Here is a 17,500-nt window from a genome sequence, read left to right on the forward strand (position 1 = left end):
CCCTGGATCCGCCCCCATCACCACCGCATCAATACCGGTTATGCGCTGGTGGCGTCCTGCACCTCGCCCACCAATTCCTCGATGATGTCCTCCAGGAAGAGCATCCCGGTGGTCCTGCCGTCGGCGTCGAACACCCTTGCCACGTGGGCGCCCGTCCGCCGCATCGCTGCCAAAGCATCCTCGAGGTCCGCCCCGGCAAACGCCGAGGCAAGGCGGCGCACCCTCTTGGCCGGTACTGGGCGGTGGAATTTCTCCGCCGAGGTGAGGTCCATGACGTCCTTGAGGTGCAGGTAGCCATCCGGCTCGCCGGCCGCGTTAACCAGGATGTACCGCGAGTAGCCGTGTCCTGCCACGGCCTGCTGGATGTCCGCCGGCGTGGCGGAGTCGTGCAGCAGCACCATCTCCGCCATGGGCACCTGCACGTCGGCCACCGTCTTGGCCGTGAACTCGAAGGCGTTGGTCAGGGCGCCGGTGGTGTCCTTCAGCATGCCGTCCCGGGTGGACTGCTCCACGATGGTGGCCACCTCATCCAGGGTGTACGCGCTGGTGGCCTCGTCCTTGGGCTCAACCCGGAAGAGCCGGAGGACGGAATTGGCAATCCCGTTCAGCGTCCAGATCACCGGCTTGAACACCTTGGCCACGAACACCAGCGGCGGGGCGAGCAGGAGGGCTGCCCGGGTAGGCACCGAGAAGGAGATGTTCTTGGGCACCATCTCGCCCACCACCACGTGCAGGAACGTCACCAGCAGCAGCGCCACCACGAACGCGATGATGCTTATTGCCTCGTAGGACAATGCGGTCAGGCCCAGCGGGATTTCCAGCAGGTGGTGGATGGCGGGTTCGGACACGTTCAGGATGACCAGGGAGCAGACGGTGATGCCCAGTTGGCTGGTGGCCAGCATGAGGGTGGCGTGTTCCATGGCCCAGAGGGTGGTTTTCGCAGCCTTGCTCCCGGCTTCGGCGCGGGGTTCGATCTGGGAGCGGCGGGCCGAAATGACGGCGAACTCGGCACCCACGAAGAAGCCGTTGACCAAAAGGAGAACCACCAGCCAGATGATGCCGGGAAGATACTCACTCATGGGTCAGCTCCTGGGTCAGGTTGTCGATGATCCGGTCGTGCGGGCTGCGCGGCGGTTCACCGGACGCGGCAGGGGTGAAACGCAGCCGTTCCACGTGCATGCCCGCCACGCGCTCCACGCGGAGGGTGCCGCCGTCGACCGCCACCTCGTCACCCAGCTCGGGAAGCCGGTCCAGCCGGTCCGTGACGTACCCGGCCACGGTGTCGTACTCGTCCCCGTCGGGGACCTCGATGCCGGTGCGGTCCAGCAGCTCGTCCGGCCGCAGTGCGGCGTCGAACGTGACGGAACGGCCCACGCGGACCACCCCGGCCCGCGCCCGGTCGTGCTCGTCCTCCAGCTCTCCCACGATCTCCTCCACCAGGTCCTCCAACGTGACGATCCCGGCCGTGCCGCCGTGCTCGTCGGAGACGATGGCCACTTGGAGACCCTGGCGCCGAAGCAGGCCCAGGAGCGTGTCAACGCCCATGGATTCCGGAACCCGCAGCGGCTCGATCATGAGCTCCGCCGCGGTGGTGTCCGCACGCCGGCCAAGGGGCACGGCGAAGGCCTGCTTGACGTGCAGGAGGCCCAGGACATCATCCTTGTCACGTCCGGTGACCGGGAAGCGGGAGTAACCGGTGGAGGTGGCAAGGGCGACGATGTCCTCCGCGGTGTCCGCCGCGCCCACCGCCGCCATCCGGACGCGCGGGGTCATCACGTCCGCCGCGCTGTACTCGGAGAAGCGGAGGGTGCGGTGCAGCAGGGTGGCGTGGTCCAGGTCCAGGACGCCCTCGACGGCGGACCGGCGCACCAGGGAGCTCAGCTCCTCCGCGCTCCGGGCACCCGAGAGTTCCTCCTTGGGCTCGATGCCGAAGCCGCGGATGATGCTGTTGGCCGTGTTGTTGAACAGCAGGATTACCGGCTTGAACACGGCGGTGAAGAGGGCCTGGAACGGCACCACCACCTTGGCGGTGGCCAGCGGCAGGGCCAGGGCGAAGTTCTTGGGGACAAGCTCGCCCACCACCATCGAGAAGACCGTGGCCAGGAAGATACCGGCAACAGACCCGACGGCCGGCACCAAGGCTTCGGCCAGCCCCGCAGACTGCAGCGGGCCGCTGAGCATCCGGCTGATGGCGGGCTCAAAGGTGTAGCCCGTCAGCAGGGTGGTCAGCGTGATGCCCAGCTGCGCGCCGGAAAGGTGCGTGGAGGTGATGCGAAGGGCCTTGATGGTGGGCCCAAGCCGCTTTTCGCCGCGGGCCTGGCGGGCTTCCAGGTCATGCCGGTCCAGGTTCACCAGCGCGAACTCCGAGGCGACGAAGAAGCCGGTGCCGACGGTCAGGACCAGGCCGATGCCCAGCATGATCCATTCAAACATTGGGGCGCCCCTCTCCTGGTGTGGCCGGTGATCCGGTCAGGTGGCAGAGGGGCCAGGGCATGTGTGAAGGAGGGTCGTCCATAACCCTTTCAACTCAGCCGGGGACGCGAAGGTTCCCGGCGCCCTACCGCCGCAGTTCCAGCGCACGCTTCCGGCGGGCGCTGATGGAGGAGACATAGCCGCAGTTGGTGCAGGTGATCCGGTATTTCCGGGACACGGTAAGAACCGGGATGAAGAACAGGGTGAACCTGGTGGCCTGCTCCTCAAGGAGGTGGTGGATGAAGGCGCCGCAGTGCGGGCAGGTAGCGGTCCGTCCCGGCAGGGCCTTGTGCACGGTCTTGAACCCAAAGAGAAGAAGCATGGCGGCCTTTCGTGGTCCGGTTGCTAACCACCACCCTAGGCGGGTTTCGAAGGTGTCCGTCAGGGGTACGGGAGCTTCTGCAGTGTCTGTGTTAAATGCAATACTTGCGTGAGCAGCAATCGCCGCATTTGGGGGGACGTCTGGCACATGGTTCTGGATACGGCAACCCTGCGCATCGCTTTTGGCCTGATGGCCCTGGTGCTGGTGGTTCTGTTCTACTTTTCCGCCTACCGGGTGACGCGATCGCCGTACAGCGCCTGGTGGTGCGGCGCCCTGCTGTTCTTCCTGTCGGGATCGGCCTGTTTCCTCCTCGATGGCACGCCCCACCAGTGGTGGGCCAACCCGGCCGGGAACACCCTGCTGGTCCACGGCGGCGTCGCGGTGTGGGCAGGGGCGCGTTCGCTGCGGACCGTGCGGCCGCCCAAGTGGGCCTTCACGGGCATTCCGCTGGCCACGCTCGTTGCCTCCCTGCTCGACCATCCCGCCACCAACACCTGGTCCGGCGGTCCCGTGTTCCTCGCCGCGATGAGCTTGACTGTTGGGCTTGCGTCCCGTGAACTGTGGCGCCTTGAGCCGGGTTATTCGCGGGTCCGCATCCCCATGGCGGTGGCTGCGGGCGGACTTTCCGTTTTTTACTTCTTCCGCTGGCTGGCGTTCCTCGTGGAGGGCCCGGATGGCCCGGTGTTCGTTAATGTCTTTGGCTCGGCCATCACCACGCTGGTCACCATGGTGTTGCTGGTGGTGGTTTCCTTCAGCATGGCGGCGTTGAGCAGTGAACAGCAGACGCGTGCCCTGCGCGTGGTCGCCACCCGGGACGACCTCACGGGGCTATTGAACCGCAAGGCCTTCATGGACCTTGCTGCGGAACAGCTTGCCGACCGCAGCATCACGGGCGGCTCGGGAGCCTTGATCCTTGCCGACCTGGACCACTTCAAAGCGGTCAACGACACCTACGGCCATGCCGCCGGGGACCTGGCGCTTCAGGCCTTCGCCGACGCCTGCGTGGCAACTGTCCGATCCACCGACCTGATCGGGCGCTATGGCGGGGAAGAGTTCGTCATCCTGGTTCCGGGGGCAAGCGCGGAACGGGCAGAGACGATCGCGGAGGAAATCAGCAGGCGCCTGGCCGGCGCCAAAGCACCGGATGGCATGGAGATGCCCACCGCGAGTTACGGGATTGCCACGTACGACGCCGGAACTTTCGATGCCGATGACCTGGTCGCCTCGGCGGACGCGGCTCTGTACAGGGCCAAGTCCCTGGGCAGGAACCGCGCCGCCCGCAGCGATCGGCTGCACTAGCCCCCTGCTTCTGCGGCGCGGTTCCGGACACCGGCCTACTTGGACTGGAGCGCGTCTGCCTGCTCAGCCAGGACCGTCAGCTCCACGCTGCCAGGCCGCTCAACGGTGCTCTCGATGGCCACCGCCGTGCCCGTGTGTGCGGACTCCAGGACGGATTCCATGACCTCCAGGGCGTGGTAGGCCAAGGCTCCGCCGGCCCTGGGCTCCATTCCCTGCGGGGTGGCGGCCAGGTCCGCGATGCCGAACCCGCGGCCGGAATCCACGTAGCCGGCGGACACGGGAAGGGTTTCCCAGTCCTCGGCGCCCAGGGAGAACAGCTGGACGTCGCCGTCGAAGTGGTTGGGGTCCGGTACCACCAGGGAGCCGCGCTCGCCGTGGATCTCGATGTTGGGGGATTTGGACTTCACGGCATCAAAGCTCATGAAGAGCGTCGAGAGCGCGCCGGATGCGTGGACCAGGACACCGGTGACGTGGGAATCGATGTTCACGGGTACCTTCCCGCCCTGGCGCGGCCCCGAGCCGATGGTCCGCTCATTCCGCGTGTGGCTGGCCGCACCGATCACCGACACCACAGGGCCCAGCAGCGTCACGAGTGCCGTGACGTAGTAGGGGCCCATGTCCAGGAGGGGGCCGCCGCCGGGCTGGTAGTAGAAGTCAGGGTTGGGGTGCCAGCGCTCGTGGCCCGGCGTCACCATGGTGGCCGACGCCGAGATGGGTGCGCCGATCAGTCCGTCATCGATGGCTTTCCGGGCGGTCTGGATCCCGGTGCCCAGCACGGTGTCCGGTGCACAGCCGACGACGACACCTGCCTCCCGCGCCGCGTCCAGCACCCGGCGTGCTTCTTCGGTGGTGGCAGCCAGGGGTTTTTCGCCGTAAACGCTTTTTCCTGCGGCGATCGCCTTCAGTGCCACCTCTGCGTGGGCGGCGGGGATGGTCAGGTTCAGGACCAGGTCCACGTCCTCTGCGGAGAGCAGCTCGTCCACGGAGACGGCGCGGACGCCGTCGTAGTCATCCGCCACGGCCTGCGCACGTGCCGGATCCAGGTCCGCCACGGCCACCAGCTGGATCTGGTCCAGCCGGCGGAAGTTGGCGAGGTATTGCGCGATGATGGCTCCGCAGCCAACGATTCCGACTTTCAACGGCTTGCCCACAGCAGGCCCCTTTCGATGATGGTGCGTACGTTCCGGTCCTGGAGGATTTCCACGCGGTGCCCGGGGGTGGACACGAAGATCCGGCCTTTGCCCCACTGGCGGGTCCAGATGGCGGGGGATGTCACTTCGCGGTTCCAGGGGTCCCACTCGCGGACTTTCTGGGTGGTGGTGGCCAGGACGTCGATGTAGTCGTCCGACAGCACCCAGTACTGTTCGGTGACCAGGTCGAAGTCCTTGATGCCCTTGGTGATGGGGTGGTCGGCGGCGGCCGGCAGCATGTTGACGGTGTAGGGCACGTAGTTGTCCGACTGCTCACCGATGCACTCATCCGGGTGCTTGCCGGGGTGGCAGGCGAACTGGCCGCCGATCAGGTGCAGGTAGTCGGAGGTGTTCCGGTAGGAATCCGCAATGCCGCCGTGCCAGCCGGCCAGGCCGGTGCCGTTCTCCACGGCTGCCCGCAGTCCGGCGAATTCGTCCTTTTCGATGGTGGTCATGGTCATGCACTGCATGATGAGGTCCACCCCTGCCATGTAGGCGGCATCGGCGTAGACCTTGGGGGATTCCTCCACCCGGACGTCGTAGCCGTTGTCCTTGAGGTAGGGGATGAAGAGCTCTGTGGCCTCGTAGGGCTGGTGGCCGTCCCAGCCGCCGCGGACCACCAGGGCGTTCTTGCGTTCTGTCATTGGGGTTTCCTTTGGTTGGCTGCCGGCTTTTGCCGGCAAGGCGTGGGGTCAGCGGCTGGCGAAAGCGGCGTCGAAGGCCGCTGCCGGCGGGGCGATCCGGGCCAGGTCCTGGACCATGGCCAGCGCCTGCGGGGCCCCGATGAGCCGGTCCATGCCGGCGTCCTCCCACTCGATGCTGGTGGGGCCCTCGTAGCCGATGGCGTTCAGGGTCCGGAAGATCCGGTTCCACTGCACGTCCCCGTGCCCTGCCGTGACGAAATCCCAGCCGCGCCGGGGATCGGCCCAGGCCAGGTGCGAGCCCAGGCGGCCGTTGCGGCCGTCGAGCTGGCGGATGGACTCCTTGACGTGGACATGGAAAATCCTGTCCGCGAAGTCCTGCAGGAACATGACGGGGTCCAGGTCCTGCCAGATGAAGTGGGAGGGGTCGAAGTTCAGGCCGAAGTTCTCCCGGTGTCCGATCGCCTCAAGGGTGTGCTTGGCGGTCCAGTAGTCATAGGCGATTTCGGACGGGTGGACTTCCAGGGCGAACCGGACACCCACCTCGTCGAAGACGTCGAGGATGGGGTTCCAGCGGTCCGCGAAGTCCTGGTAGCCGGCGTCGATCATTTCCTGGGAGGCGGGCGGGAACATGGCCACCGCCTTCCAGATGGAGGAGCCCGTGAAGCCGGTGACAGTCTTCACCCCCAGGCGGGCAGCAGCCCTGGCGGTGTCCTTCATGGCGTCCGCTGCCCGGCGGCGTACGCCTTCGGGCTCGCCGTCACCCCAGATGTCCGCTGGCAGGATGCCCTGGTGGCGCTCGTCGATGGGGTCGTCGCACACCGCCTGTCCGGTCAGGTGGTTGGCGATGGCGAACACCTTCAGGTTGTTCTTTTCGAGGATGTCCATCCGGCCCTGGAGGTAGTTGTCATCCTCGGCCGCGCGGCGCGGGTCCAGATGGTCGCCCCAGCAGGCGATCTCCAGCCCGTCGAAGCCCCACTCGCCCGCGAGCCGCGCCACTTCCTCGAAGGGCAGGTCGGCCCACTGGCCGGTAAACAGCGTGATTGGTCGTGTCATGTCTATTCCTTGGATCGCTTGAAGCTGGTCGTTGCCGTGCCGAACCGCTGCTCAGACTTTTTGCCACTGGCTGGAATTTGCGGCACTGGACTCCACAGCGGCCAGGACCCGCTGCACCTGCAGGGCGTCGGCGAAGGACGGTTCCGGTTGGCGGGCTTCGCCGATGGCCGTGACGAGGTCCACCACCTGGTGGGTGAAGCCGTGTTCGTACCCCAGGCCGTGGCCGGTGGGCCACCAGTTTCCGACGTAGGGGTGCTCGGGCTCGGTGACGAAGATCTTCCGGAACCCGGCGTCGGGGGATTCGGCGGCGTCGTAGAAGGACAGGACGTTCATGTCCTCGAAGTCGAAGGCAACGGAACCCTTGGTGCCGTTGACCTCCAGCCGCATGGCGTTCTTCCTGCCCAGGGCGTAACGCGTGGCTTCAAAGACGCCGATCGCACCCGAAGCCGTGCCGCCGTCGAACTTTGCGCTGAAGATTGCCGCGTCATCAACCGTGACTTTTCCCCGCGGAGCATCGCTGCTGAGGTCGCCGTGCCCGCCGAGTCCCACCAGGTCGCCGGCCAGCGGGCGTTCCTGCACAAAGGTCTCCAGCAGGGCCGAGACCCCGCTGATGTTCAGGCCCGTAACCCACTGCGCGGCGTCGATGCTGTGTGCTCCGATGTCACCCAAGGAGCCGGATCCGGACTTGCTCTTGTCCAGCCGCCAGGTCATGGGGGCGTTGGCATCGCTGAGCCAGTCCTGCAGGTACTGGGCCCTGACATGGCGGATGCCGCCCAGCCTGCCCTGTTCCACGAACCGCTTGGCCAGCGCCAGCGCCGGAGTGCGGCGGTAGCTGAAGCCGCACATGGAGAAGACGCCGTTCTTCGCCGCGGTCTCCGCGGCGAGCGTCATCCGTTCGGCTTCCGCGACGGAGTTGGCCAGCGGCTTCTCGCACAGCACGTGCTTGCCGGCTTCCAAGGCGGCGATGGCAATGTCGGCGTGCGTGTCGCCGGGCGTGCAGATATCGATGAGGTCGATGTCGTCGCGCTCGATCAGGCGGCGCCAGTCCGTTTCAACCGATTCCCAGCCGAGCTTGTCTGCCGCGGCGCGGACGCCGTCGGCATTCCTGCCCGCGACCGCTGTCAGCCGGGGCTGCAGGGGCAGGTCGAAAAACCGGGGTGCGGTGCGCCAGGCGTGGGAGTGGGCTGCACCCATGAAGGCGTAGCCCACCATGCCGACCCGCAGGGGTTGTGCGGTGGTCATGGAGATGTCCTTTCTTACTTGCTGAAGCCGGCGGTGAGGCCGCTCAACAGTTGACGGCGGGCGACGACGTATACCACCAGCAGGGGAAGGGTCGCCAGGACGACGGAGGCGAGAATGGCGGGGATGTTCACGCTGAACTCACCCTGGAAGGTCCACAGGGACAGCGGCAGGACCCTGGTTGCCGGGCTCTGCGTCAGGATCAGCGGGAAGAGGAAACCGTTCCAGACATGCAGGGCGTTGTAGATGCCGACGGTGATGACCGCCGGCTTGGTCATGGGGAGAGCGAGGCGCCACATCATGGCCCAGTCGGAACAGCCGTCCAGGCGCATCGATTCGAAAAGCTCATTGGGGACATCGCGCATGAAGTTGGACAGGATGAGGACGCTGACCGGGATGGCAAATGCCACGGACGGAAGGATCAGGGCCAGCAAGGTGTCATACATGTGCGCCCGGGTGATCATCCAGTAGATGGGGATGATGGTGGCGTGCAGGGGGATGGCCAGGCCAAGGACGAACAGGTTGTTCGTCAGGCTCAGGAACCGGCCCTTGCCGCGGACTATCGCATACGCGGCCATGAAGGACACCAGCAGGGCAGGCAGGACCGTGCCCAGGGTGACGATCAGGCTGTTGGTGAAGTACCTGACGAAGTTGTTCTCCAGGACCAGCTTGTAGTTGTCCAGGGTGGGTTCCGTTGCCGGGAGCATGGGGTTGGAGGCGAAAAAACCAGCCTGGTTCTTGAAGCTGGTGATCACCACGTAATAGATGGGGACGATGATGATGGCCAGCCAAAGCCAGCCGCCCAGCCCGCCAAGGAGGTTTGGCCGGAGCCGCCCGGGTCCCTTGGTGCGGGTAACCGGTGCTGCGGTGATGCTGCCCGCCGGGGCCGGTGGGACGGGAAGTTGTGTTGTGGAGGCCATCAGGCACCTTCCAATTGGCTTGCGTTGCGGTTTTTGCCGCCCAACCGCTGGAGGATGAGCGCCAGGCCCAGTCCGATGACGACGAGAATGACTCCCAGGGCGCTCGCGGCGCCCATGTCGTTGGCCTTGAAACCCGTCAGGTACATGTGCAGCGGTAGCAGCCGCGTGCTGTAGCCGGGGCCGCCCCCGGTGAGCACGAAGATGAGGTCGAAGTAGGCGAGGCTGCCCACCACCATCAGGGTGGAGGACGTGATGATCGTGTACTTGAGCTGGGGCAGGGTGATGTTCCAGAACTGGCGGAAGCGTCCCGCGCCGTCGATTTCGGCGGCCTCGTACAGCGACGTTGGGATCTGGCGGACGCCGCCCTGGTAAATCAGCGTGTGGAAGGGAACGAACTGCCACGCAATCACGAAGACCACCACGAACAGGACCAAATCCGAGTTGCCAAGCCAGTCCTGGGCAAGGATGGGCAGGTTGAATCCGGGGCCCAGGCCGAAGTTGGGATCGAGCAGGGCCTTGAAGGCGATGGCAACGGCGGCGGACGAAAGCAGCAACGGCAGGAAATAGAGCACGGCGAGGGCGGCGCGGTACTTCTGGCCGCCGGCCGTGAACACGCCCAGCAGCAGGCTGATGGGCGCCTGGACGATGAACGAGAAGAACATGATCTTCGCGGTGACCACCAGGGCGTTGCCGGTGACCGGATCCTTGAGGACCGTGGTCCAGCTGGACAGGCCGTCCAGCTTGATCTCGCCCAAACCGTTCCAGCTGGTGAAGCTGAGGAAGACGACGCCGATCAGCGGGACGACAGCGAACGCCAGGAAGAAGACCAGGGCCGGGACTGCGAGCCACCCCGAGGGGCCCGCATCGCGGACCCCCCGGTTGGCGGAACCAAGAGCCGTCATGGTCCCTTACTTTCCGATCGTGGCGTTCATGGTGCTGATGAACTGGTCAGGGCTGATCTTCTTGAGGAAGATCTGGTCCAGGTTGGACAGCATGGCGTCACCCTGCGCGGGGCTGAGGGCCTGGTCCCAGGAGAGGGTGAAGCTGGGGGCGTTCTTGGCCAGGCCGTAGACGAAGGTCAGGAAGTCCTTGTCGGGTGAGGCGGCGAGTTTGTCTTCGATTCCCTTGACTACCGGGACGGCGCCGGAGCTGATCAAGGCATCTGTGTTGGCATCGGTGAACATGCCGTCCTTGACATAGTCCAGGGCGGCCTTCTTCTGGGCATCGGTTGCCTTGGCGGAGATGGACCAGAAGTTGGAGGGGTTGCCCACGACGTTCGTCGGGTCACCCTTGCCGCCCGAAACGGTGGGGAAGGTGGTGTATCCCAGCTTTCCACTCCTGACGAAGTCGGCGGCGTCCTTCTTCATGCCCTGGTAGATCCAGCCGCCCTGCAGGATCATGGCGGCCTTGCCGGTGTACATCAGGGCCTGGTCTGCGTTGCTGTCCGCCGCAACGGATGAGAAGCCGTTGATGAACCCGCCGGCGTCGGCCAGGTCCTGGATCTTGGTCAGCGCCTCTTTGACGGCGGGGTCGGACCAGGCCCCGGGCTTGTTGGCTGCGATGTTGGCGAAGACTTCGGGGCCGCCAATGCGCTCCACCAGGTACTCAAGCCACATCAGGTCCGGCCACTTGGACTGGCCGCCCAGCGAGAACGGGGCAACACCGGCTGCCTTGAACTTCGGCACCAGGGCCATCAGCTCATCCCAGGTCTTCGGCGGCTGGGCTCCCACCTTGTCGAAGACGTCCTTGTTGAAGTAGAGGACAACCGGCTGGACGTTGTTGTTCGGCAGTGCGTAGGTCTTGCCGTTTACTTCACCGTTCTTCAGCACTGAGGGAAGGTAACGGTCCTTGACCTGCGGGTTGTCCTTGATGAAGGTGGACAGGTCGTCAACCTGGCTGGCGTCGACGTACGACTTCAGGACTCCGCCGCCCCAGCCATAGATGAAGGTGGGGCCTTCGCCGGCGCCGACGGCGGTGCGGACTTTGGTCTTGTAGGCGTCGTTGGCGAAGAAATCCAGCTTGATGGACTTGTCCGGGTTGGCCTGGTTCCAGTCATCCACCGACTTCTGGAGCACCGGCTGGTTGCCGCCGGTGAGTCCCCACATGGTGGCCGAATCGCTGCTGACGTTTGAGCCGGCAGGACCTGACGAACCGCAGGCAGCGAGGCTGACTGCCAGTCCTGCTGCGGAAATTGCCAACGCTGCCGAGCGCAACTTTCGAATCTTCATTTCGCTTCCGTTCATCCTCCGGGCTCAACGCTGGGTCCCGGTAACGTGTGAAGCAGGCGTTTGCCTCGGCTCCGAGGCGGATGGCCCGCGTCAATTCGGTCAGTGGTCGTACCGCGCGGCTTTCGAAAGTTTTCGAAACATTACGAGCGGTGGTGCCAATCTAGCCGTGAGCCGGATCACAGTCAAGAGTTGAACCGTGATGGGCTCGACCTGTCCTTACCGGTAATCAGTTGACGCCCTGAGGAAACGCAGGCAAGATGGCCGTAAACGAAATGTTTCGAAAGAGTGGATGAGTCAGTGGCGAAGACTGCACGGCCGGCAAAGACAACCCTGGCAGCTGTTGCCTTGCAGGCGGGGGTTTCCACCCCCACAGTGTCCAAGGTGGTCAACGGCCGCGAAGATGTTGCGCCGGAGACCCGGGCCCGCATCCTGGCCGCCTTGGAGCAGGCGGGGTATCAATCACCCGTGCAGCGCCGTTCCGTGACGAGGACCAGCACGGTGATCGAGGTGGTGGTGGACGTCCTGACCTCCGCCTACACCACCGAGGTCCTGGACGGGATTCTGCAGTTCGCCGCTTCCGAGGATGTCGAGGTCCTGGTGAGCGTCACCGCACCGTCGACTCCGACGGTGCAGACCGCGGAGCGCCGCGCGCAGCGGATGGTCGACGAAGGCAGGGCGGGAATGATCGTGGTGACCTCGGCATTCAGCGAGGCGCAGATGCACGCTTTCCGGCGGCGCCGGATCCCGGTGGTGGTGATCGATCCGCTCAACCCGCCACCCGCGGACGTGGTCAGCGTAGGGGCCACCAACTGGGCGGGCGGCAAGGCCGCCACCGAACACCTGCTGGAACTGGGCCACCGGCGCATTGCCTACATCGGCGGTATTGAGCGGGCCGAGTGCAACCAGGCGCGGCTCCACGGCTACATGGCCGCCCTTGCAGCCTATGGCATCTCCGTGGATCCGCAGTACATCATTCCGGGCGGCAGGTTCCGCCGGGACAGCGGGGTGTCCGGGATGAAGGCGCTGCTTGGCCTCGAGAAGCGCCCCACGGCCATCTTTGCCGGAAGCGACAGCATCGCCTTGGGCGTGCTCAGCGAGGCGGCGCATTGCGGCTTGAAGGTTCCCGGGGACATCAGCCTCGTCGGTTTCGATGGCACCATCCAGGGCGAGGAATCCGTGCCGGCGCTCACGTCGGTGGCGCAGCCCCTTGAGGAGATGGGACGGGCTGCCCTGAGGTCGCTGCTGCGCCAGGCGCGCGGTGAAGTCCTCGATTCCCGCCGGGTGGAGCTGGCCACCCACGTGATTGTCCGCGAGTCCACCGCCCCTCCCGCGGCCTGAGTGCGGGGCGGGGCAACGCGTGGAACACAAAGCGGCGGCTGCCACCCCGTCCGAAGAGGACCGGGTGGCAGCCGCCGCTGGGGTGTGAAGCCTAGCGCTTGACCGCTTCCAGCTTCAGCATCTTGGCAATGACGCCGTCGAGTTCGGAGTCGTCGAAGATCTTCTTCCAGTCGTCCTTGATGATGGTGTCCTTGCCGTACTGGATGGCGATTTCGCAGGCCTCGGAGAACGGGTTGGACCCGCGCAGGGCGTTGGTCAGCGCGATCTGGACGTGGCCGAACAGCATGGCCTTGGCGGCTTCCTCGGGGACGCCGGCGGTGTGAACGGTCTCGTGCAGTGCCTCGTTGAGCAGGGTGCCGATCATGCAGGCCACCGTTTCCACGAGGGTGGGTTCGAGGATGGCGAGCTGCTTGACGGTGACCCAGTGGACGTCGATGACGGGGGCGTAGATGGTGCGGATGGTCGCCTCCGCAGCTGCCTTGGTGGCCTCCGGGGCGTCTTCGTCGATGGCGGCCACCACGTTCTGCGGGGCGCCCTGGCCGCCGAAGGTGTCGGCCCATTCTTCCTTGGTGGTGCGCTCCAGGAACACGGACGGGTGGCACGGGTGCGCTACCGCCTGCACGACGTCGTCGCGCTTGGCCAGCAGGCCGGCGTAGGCGGCGGCGGGGTCCAGGGTGAGGAGGATGGATCCGGCTTTCATCTGCGGGACCACGCCTTCTGACACGATGCCCAGGACGGTGTCCGGGACGGCGAGGATCACCACGTCGGCGCCCTTGACGGCGTCGTCCGTGGCGGTGATCTCGCGGCGCTCGGCGCGGACGCGCTCCTGGCCGGCGGGGGAGTTCTCGCTGTAGAAGACGGTGTGGCCGGACTTCTGGAGGTTCCGGGAAACCCGCAGCCCCATCTTGCCCCCGGCTCCGATGACGGCGACGGTCAAAGTTTCTGCTGACATTTCACTTGCTCCTTAGGTATTCGATGCTTTGCCGGGTCCACTGGTTTTCGAGCCGGATGGTTTCCGCCTCGGTGTCCTGCCAGGGCAGCCAGTGTTCGACGATTTGGTTGATGTTTCGTTCGTGCGGCCGGATCTTCCCGGCCATGTACCCGTAGTCGAGCAGGCCTTCGCCGAGTGGGGCGCCGGAGTAGGTGAATCCCACCCAGCCGTCCTTGCGGCTGAAGGCAAAGTCCTTGACGTGCATGTTCAGGACATGGGGTGCGACGGCGTCAATCACCTCACGCGGCATCTCCAGCGCCGCGACGGTGTTGGCGGGGTCGCTGCAGATCCCCAGGTGCGGGCTGTTCACGCCGTGGATCACGTCCAGGACCCGGGAGGTGGGGACCTGTTCGTAGGTTTCCACGGCGATCTTCACCCCTGCCGCCTCGAACTCGGGCAGGACCTCCTTGAAGATGGCCACCGCTTCCTCCGTGGTGGGGGTGTGGCCTGGGGTGTTGAACATGGTCCGCAGCAGCGGGGATCCTAGGATTTCCGCGATGTGCAGGAACTTCCGAAGGTGCTCCGGCCGGATCCCCTTGGTGCCCAGCTCAAGGCCGATGCCCAGCCGGTCCGCGGTATCCCGCACGGCCTGGAGTTGGGCGTCGGTCATGGCTTCCAGCGGTGCGTAGTCGCAGACCTGGAAGAGGTCAACGCCCAGTTCCGCCGTCCGTTCCAGGGCGTCATGGATGCTCAGTGGCGTGGAGACCTGGTCCGAGAGCTGCCAGAAGAAGGCGTAGCTGCTGAGGCCGATTCGTGAGGTCATGCCGCCACCTCCGCTGTTTCCAGCCGCGCCGCGGTTTCGTCCAGGATGGTCTTCAGCGCCTTCGGGTCGTGGGCGAAGCGGCCCAGGAACAAACCGGCGACGGCGGGATCCAGCTGGGTGATCAGGCCCGGTCCGGCACTGCCGCCGTAGATCACGCGGCTGGTGTCCTGGCCCGGGAGGCTGCGCAGGTGCGCGTCCAGTCCGGTGGTGACGGCGCTGATGTACTCCGGTGTGGCCGGTTCCGGGGCGCCGATGGCCCATTGAGGCTCGTAGGCGACGATGGTCCGGCCGGCGGGCGCCAGGGACGACGCGCGGTTCAGTGCGGCGTCGATCTCCGCCGTGCACTGGGCGACGGCCTCCTCCACGGACCCCTGCTGCAGTTCACCGACGCACAGGACGGGGGTCAGCCCGTTGCGGTAGGCGGCTGCGGTCTTCAGCCCGATGGTCCGGTCGTCCTCGCCGAAGATCCGGCGGCGTTCCGCATGGCCCACCTCGGCGTACCGGCCGCCGAGTTCGGCGATGGTCCTGCCGCCCACCTCGCCGGTGTAGGCGCCTTCGTCTTCCCAGAAGATGTCCTGGGCGCCGGCGGCGGCACCGGCGGGGCCCAGGATCCTTGCGGCCTCCGGCAGTGCCGGCAGGACGGGCAGGACGAAGAGCTCGATGTCGCCGCTTTGCACTGCCGGATGGGCGAAGGCGATGGATGCGACGTCGCGGCAGTAGTCCACCGAGCGGGCGTAGCCGAAGTACATCTTCAGGCTGACGCCGATGATGGCTTGGGGGTTCTTAGCAGGAAGTGACACCCTCGTAGTCCTTAATCAGGGCGACCTTCTCCGCCGAGGCGGAGCTTTCGTCGAACGTGTAGGTGAGCCATTCCTTCGCCAGCCGGCGGGCGAGCTCCAGGCCGACGACACGCTGGCCGAAGGTGAGGACCTGGGCGTTGTTGCTCAGGATGGCGCGTTCAACCGAGAAGCTGTCGTGCGCTGTGACGGCACGGACGCCGGGGACCTTGTTCGCGGCGATCGCGACACCCAGCCCGGTGCCGCAGACCAGCAGGGCCCGGTCGGCCTTGCCCGCGGCGATGAGTTCGGCGGCGGCGATGGCAACTGACGGGTAGGGGGTGTGGCTACTGGCGTCCACCCCGACGTCGGTCACGGATTCGACCAGTTCGGAGGCTTCCAGGTCGGCCTTCAGGGCTTCCTTGTAGTCGAAACCGGCGTCGTCGGCTCCAATGACCAGGCGCAGTTTGGCGCTCATGCGTTCTCCTTGATGGTGGTGTTCTGGCTGAGGGTGTTGTGGATGGCACGGACGATCAGGGCCATGGACACGGCGCCGGCGTCAGGGGTGCCCAGGCTCTTCTCGGCGTGGGGCCGGGCCCGGCCCATCAGGGGCAGCAGGTTGGCGGTGTCCTCGGCAGCCTGCTGGGCAGTGGTGGCTGCAACGTCCCAGGCATCGGCCAGGGACTTTCCGCCCTCCACGCCGGCGGTCAGGGCATCCCGGAACGGAACCAGCACGTCCACCAAGGTCTTGTCGCCCACCTTGGCCTTGCCAAAGTCCATGATCGCGGCGGCGGCGCCTGCCACGCCGGCGGCGACAGCACCGGCGTCGGGCGCTTTGCTGTCACCCACGGCATCGCCTACCGCACGCAGGGCCATGCCCCACAAGGCGCCGGATGTGCCGCCGGCCTTGTCGGCCCAGGCATCGGCGGCGAAGTACAGGGTGGTGGCAGCGCCGGCACCGCGGCCGACGGCGTCTGCCGCGGCTTGCACGGCCGCGCGGACGCCGCGCTCCATGCCGATGCCGTGGTCGCCGTCTCCGGCGATCGCATCGATCCGGCCCAGTTCGGCGGCGTTGGCGTCCACCACATCCTTGGCGGCGCCAAGCGCCGCGAGGACACGGCACGCACCGGCCTGGGATTCAGCGGTTGCCTCCGGGACCGAAAGTTCGACGTCGGCCGTCTCGCCTGCCGTCTCCTCCAGCGCTTCGGCGGTGACGGCGCCGCGGCGGAAAGCCGGGGCGTCGGCGGGGGCGTTCCAGAGGGCCTCCAACTCGTCGTCGAGCCAGAAGAGGGTCAGGGAGGTGCCGGCCATGTCGAAGCTGGTGACCAGCTCGCCCACCTGCGGGTCCACCGCCTCCAGGCCTGCCTCAGCCAGCAGCTGGGCCACGCGCCGGTACACCACGAAGAGCTCTTCGTATTTGACGCTGCCCAGGCCGTTGAGGATGGGGACTAGGCGGGCGCTGGCGGCCTCAATGCCGTCGGGCACTTCGGTGAGGAGCTTGCCAACGAGCAGTTCGGCGAGCTCATCCGCCGTCGGAATGTCTGTTTCTCCAATGCCCGGCTCACCGTGGATGCCCATGCCCACCGCCATCCGGCCCTCGGGAACGGAGAACAGCGGTGTTTCGGCGCCTGGGAGGGTGCAGCCGGTGAAGGCGACGCCGAAGGAGCGGGTGCGGTGGTTGGCGCGTTCGGCGATCTCCATCACCGCATCCATGCCGTAGCCGGCCTCCGCGGCAGCGGCCGCTACCTTGAAGACGGTGAGGTCTCCGGCGATGCCGCGGCGCTTGGTGTGCTCTTCGATCGGGGCAGAGGAAACGTCGTCCGTGACGGCGATGCTGCGGCAGTCGATGCCTTCCCTGCGGAGCTTTTCCTTGGCCTGGGTGAAGTGGAGGACGTCACCGGCGTAGTTTCCGTAACCAAGCAGCACGCCGGTGCCGTTGTGGGCGGCCCTGGCCACGTTGTAAACCTGCTGGGCCGACGGCGATGCGAAAAGGTTGCCCATGGCGGCGCCGTGAGCCAGGCCCTGGCCCACGAGTCCGGCGAAGGCCGGGTAGTGGCCGGAGCCGCCGCCAATAACCAGTGCCACCGTGTCCGGGGTGCTCTTGGTGTTGCGGACAACGCCTCCGGAAACACGCCTCACCCAGCGTCCGTGTGAGGCGACGAAGCCTTCGATCATTTCGTCAGCGAAGGCTGACGGTTCGTTGAACAGGCGGGTCATGGGAAAAGCTCCTGGGCCTAGCTGGGGAAGGGTCTGTGGGCAGTGGTT

At 66.2% G+C, this 17,500-nt stretch carries 17 protein-coding genes; 2 read left to right on the forward strand and 15 right to left on the reverse strand.

The features are described from left to right. Positions 1-38: 38 nt before the first annotated feature. The 3 genes from LDO22_RS14230 to LDO22_RS14240 form a co-directional block, all read right to left on the reverse strand. Entirely contained in the window at positions 39-1,079 is a 1,041-nt protein-coding gene (locus LDO22_RS14230; RefSeq protein ID WP_159634906.1) for a hemolysin family protein, read from the reverse strand. Then, complete coding sequence (locus LDO22_RS14235; protein ID WP_224024011.1) at positions 1,072-2,433, reverse strand: hemolysin family protein; 1,362 nt, start codon at positions 2,431-2,433, stop codon at positions 1,072-1,074. The genes LDO22_RS14230 and LDO22_RS14235 overlap by 8 nt, the downstream gene beginning before the upstream one ends. A 124-nt stretch (positions 2,434-2,557) precedes the next feature. Continuing rightward, the gene (locus tag LDO22_RS14240) at positions 2,558-2,794 is read right to left on the reverse strand and encodes a zinc-ribbon domain-containing protein (RefSeq protein ID WP_224024013.1); all 237 of its coding nucleotides are present in this window, start codon (positions 2,792-2,794) and stop codon (positions 2,558-2,560) included. 147 nt (positions 2,795-2,941) lie between these two features. Here LDO22_RS14240 and LDO22_RS14245 point away from each other — a divergent pair, with 147 nt between their 5' ends. Continuing rightward, positions 2,942-4,093 carry a GGDEF domain-containing protein gene (locus LDO22_RS14245; protein WP_224027248.1) on the forward strand — a complete coding sequence of 384 codons (1,152 nt, stop codon included), beginning with the start codon at positions 2,942-2,944 and terminating at the stop codon, positions 4,091-4,093. A 35-nt stretch (positions 4,094-4,128) separates the two neighbouring features. Here the strand turns inward: LDO22_RS14245 and LDO22_RS14250 are convergent, their stop codons facing one another. From LDO22_RS14250 to LDO22_RS14280, 7 genes are read right to left on the reverse strand one after another with little or no spacing between them, the layout of a single operon-like run. After that, on the reverse strand, positions 4,129-5,244 hold the full coding sequence (locus LDO22_RS14250; RefSeq protein ID WP_224024015.1) for a Gfo/Idh/MocA family oxidoreductase: 1,116 nt from the start codon (positions 5,242-5,244) through the stop codon (positions 4,129-4,131). Beyond that, entirely contained in the window at positions 5,229-5,927 is a 699-nt protein-coding gene (locus tag LDO22_RS14255) for a ThuA domain-containing protein (protein ID WP_159634894.1), read from the reverse strand. The genes LDO22_RS14250 and LDO22_RS14255 overlap by 16 nt, the downstream gene beginning before the upstream one ends. A 48-nt stretch (positions 5,928-5,975) precedes the next feature. Further along, complete coding sequence (locus LDO22_RS14260) at positions 5,976-6,980, reverse strand: sugar phosphate isomerase/epimerase family protein (RefSeq protein ID WP_224024017.1); 1,005 nt, start codon at positions 6,978-6,980, stop codon at positions 5,976-5,978. A 51-nt stretch (positions 6,981-7,031) separates the two neighbouring features. Further along, positions 7,032-8,222, reverse strand: coding sequence for a Gfo/Idh/MocA family oxidoreductase (locus LDO22_RS14265; RefSeq protein ID WP_224024019.1), 1,191 nt, complete (start codon positions 8,220-8,222; stop codon positions 7,032-7,034). Positions 8,223-8,236: 14 nt separating this feature from the next. Beyond that, positions 8,237-9,139 carry a carbohydrate ABC transporter permease gene (locus LDO22_RS14270; RefSeq protein WP_224024021.1) on the reverse strand — a complete coding sequence of 301 codons (903 nt, stop codon included), beginning with the start codon at positions 9,137-9,139 and terminating at the stop codon, positions 8,237-8,239. Next, positions 9,139-10,041, reverse strand: a complete 903-nt coding sequence (locus tag LDO22_RS14275; RefSeq protein ID WP_224024023.1) for a sugar ABC transporter permease — start codon at positions 10,039-10,041, stop codon at positions 9,139-9,141. Before LDO22_RS14275 ends, LDO22_RS14270 begins: the two co-directional genes overlap by 1 nt. Positions 10,042-10,047: 6 nt before the next feature. Next, complete coding sequence (locus tag LDO22_RS14280) at positions 10,048-11,367, reverse strand: extracellular solute-binding protein (protein WP_224024025.1); 1,320 nt, start codon at positions 11,365-11,367, stop codon at positions 10,048-10,050. Between the two features lie 297 nt (positions 11,368-11,664). Between LDO22_RS14280 and LDO22_RS14285 the strand changes: the two genes are divergently transcribed. After that, on the forward strand, positions 11,665-12,705 hold the full coding sequence (locus LDO22_RS14285; protein ID WP_224024027.1) for a LacI family DNA-binding transcriptional regulator: 1,041 nt from the start codon (positions 11,665-11,667) through the stop codon (positions 12,703-12,705). Between the two features lie 91 nt (positions 12,706-12,796). Here LDO22_RS14285 and LDO22_RS14290 read toward each other — a convergent pair whose 3' ends face one another. Genes LDO22_RS14290 through LDO22_RS14310 form a run of 5 tightly spaced genes read right to left on the reverse strand, consistent with a single transcriptional unit; the run spans position 12,797 to position 17,452 of the window. Then, on the reverse strand, positions 12,797-13,657 hold the full coding sequence (locus tag LDO22_RS14290; RefSeq protein ID WP_224024029.1) for a phosphogluconate dehydrogenase C-terminal domain-containing protein: 861 nt from the start codon (positions 13,655-13,657) through the stop codon (positions 12,797-12,799). Between the two features lies 1 nt (position 13,658). Further along, positions 13,659-14,459: a TIM barrel protein gene (locus LDO22_RS14295; protein WP_224024031.1), complete on the reverse strand. Its 801-nt coding sequence runs from the start codon at positions 14,457-14,459 to the stop codon at positions 13,659-13,661. Continuing rightward, the gene (locus LDO22_RS14300; RefSeq protein ID WP_224024033.1) at positions 14,456-15,259 is read right to left on the reverse strand and encodes a triose-phosphate isomerase family protein; all 804 of its coding nucleotides are present in this window, start codon (positions 15,257-15,259) and stop codon (positions 14,456-14,458) included. Before LDO22_RS14300 ends, LDO22_RS14295 begins: the two co-directional genes overlap by 4 nt. Beyond that, entirely contained in the window at positions 15,243-15,713 is a 471-nt protein-coding gene (locus LDO22_RS14305) for a ribose-5-phosphate isomerase (RefSeq protein WP_224024035.1), read from the reverse strand. Before LDO22_RS14305 ends, LDO22_RS14300 begins: the two co-directional genes overlap by 17 nt. Next, a complete protein-coding gene (locus LDO22_RS14310; protein ID WP_224024037.1) occupies positions 15,710-17,452 on the reverse strand; it encodes a dihydroxyacetone kinase family protein in 1,743 nt (580 codons plus the stop codon). The genes LDO22_RS14305 and LDO22_RS14310 overlap by 4 nt, the downstream gene beginning before the upstream one ends. Between the last annotated feature and the right edge of the window lie 48 nt (positions 17,453-17,500).

Source organism: Arthrobacter sp. NicSoilC5, assembly GCF_019977395.1.
In the GTDB taxonomy this organism is placed as follows: Bacteria; Actinomycetota; Actinomycetes; order Actinomycetales; family Micrococcaceae; genus Arthrobacter.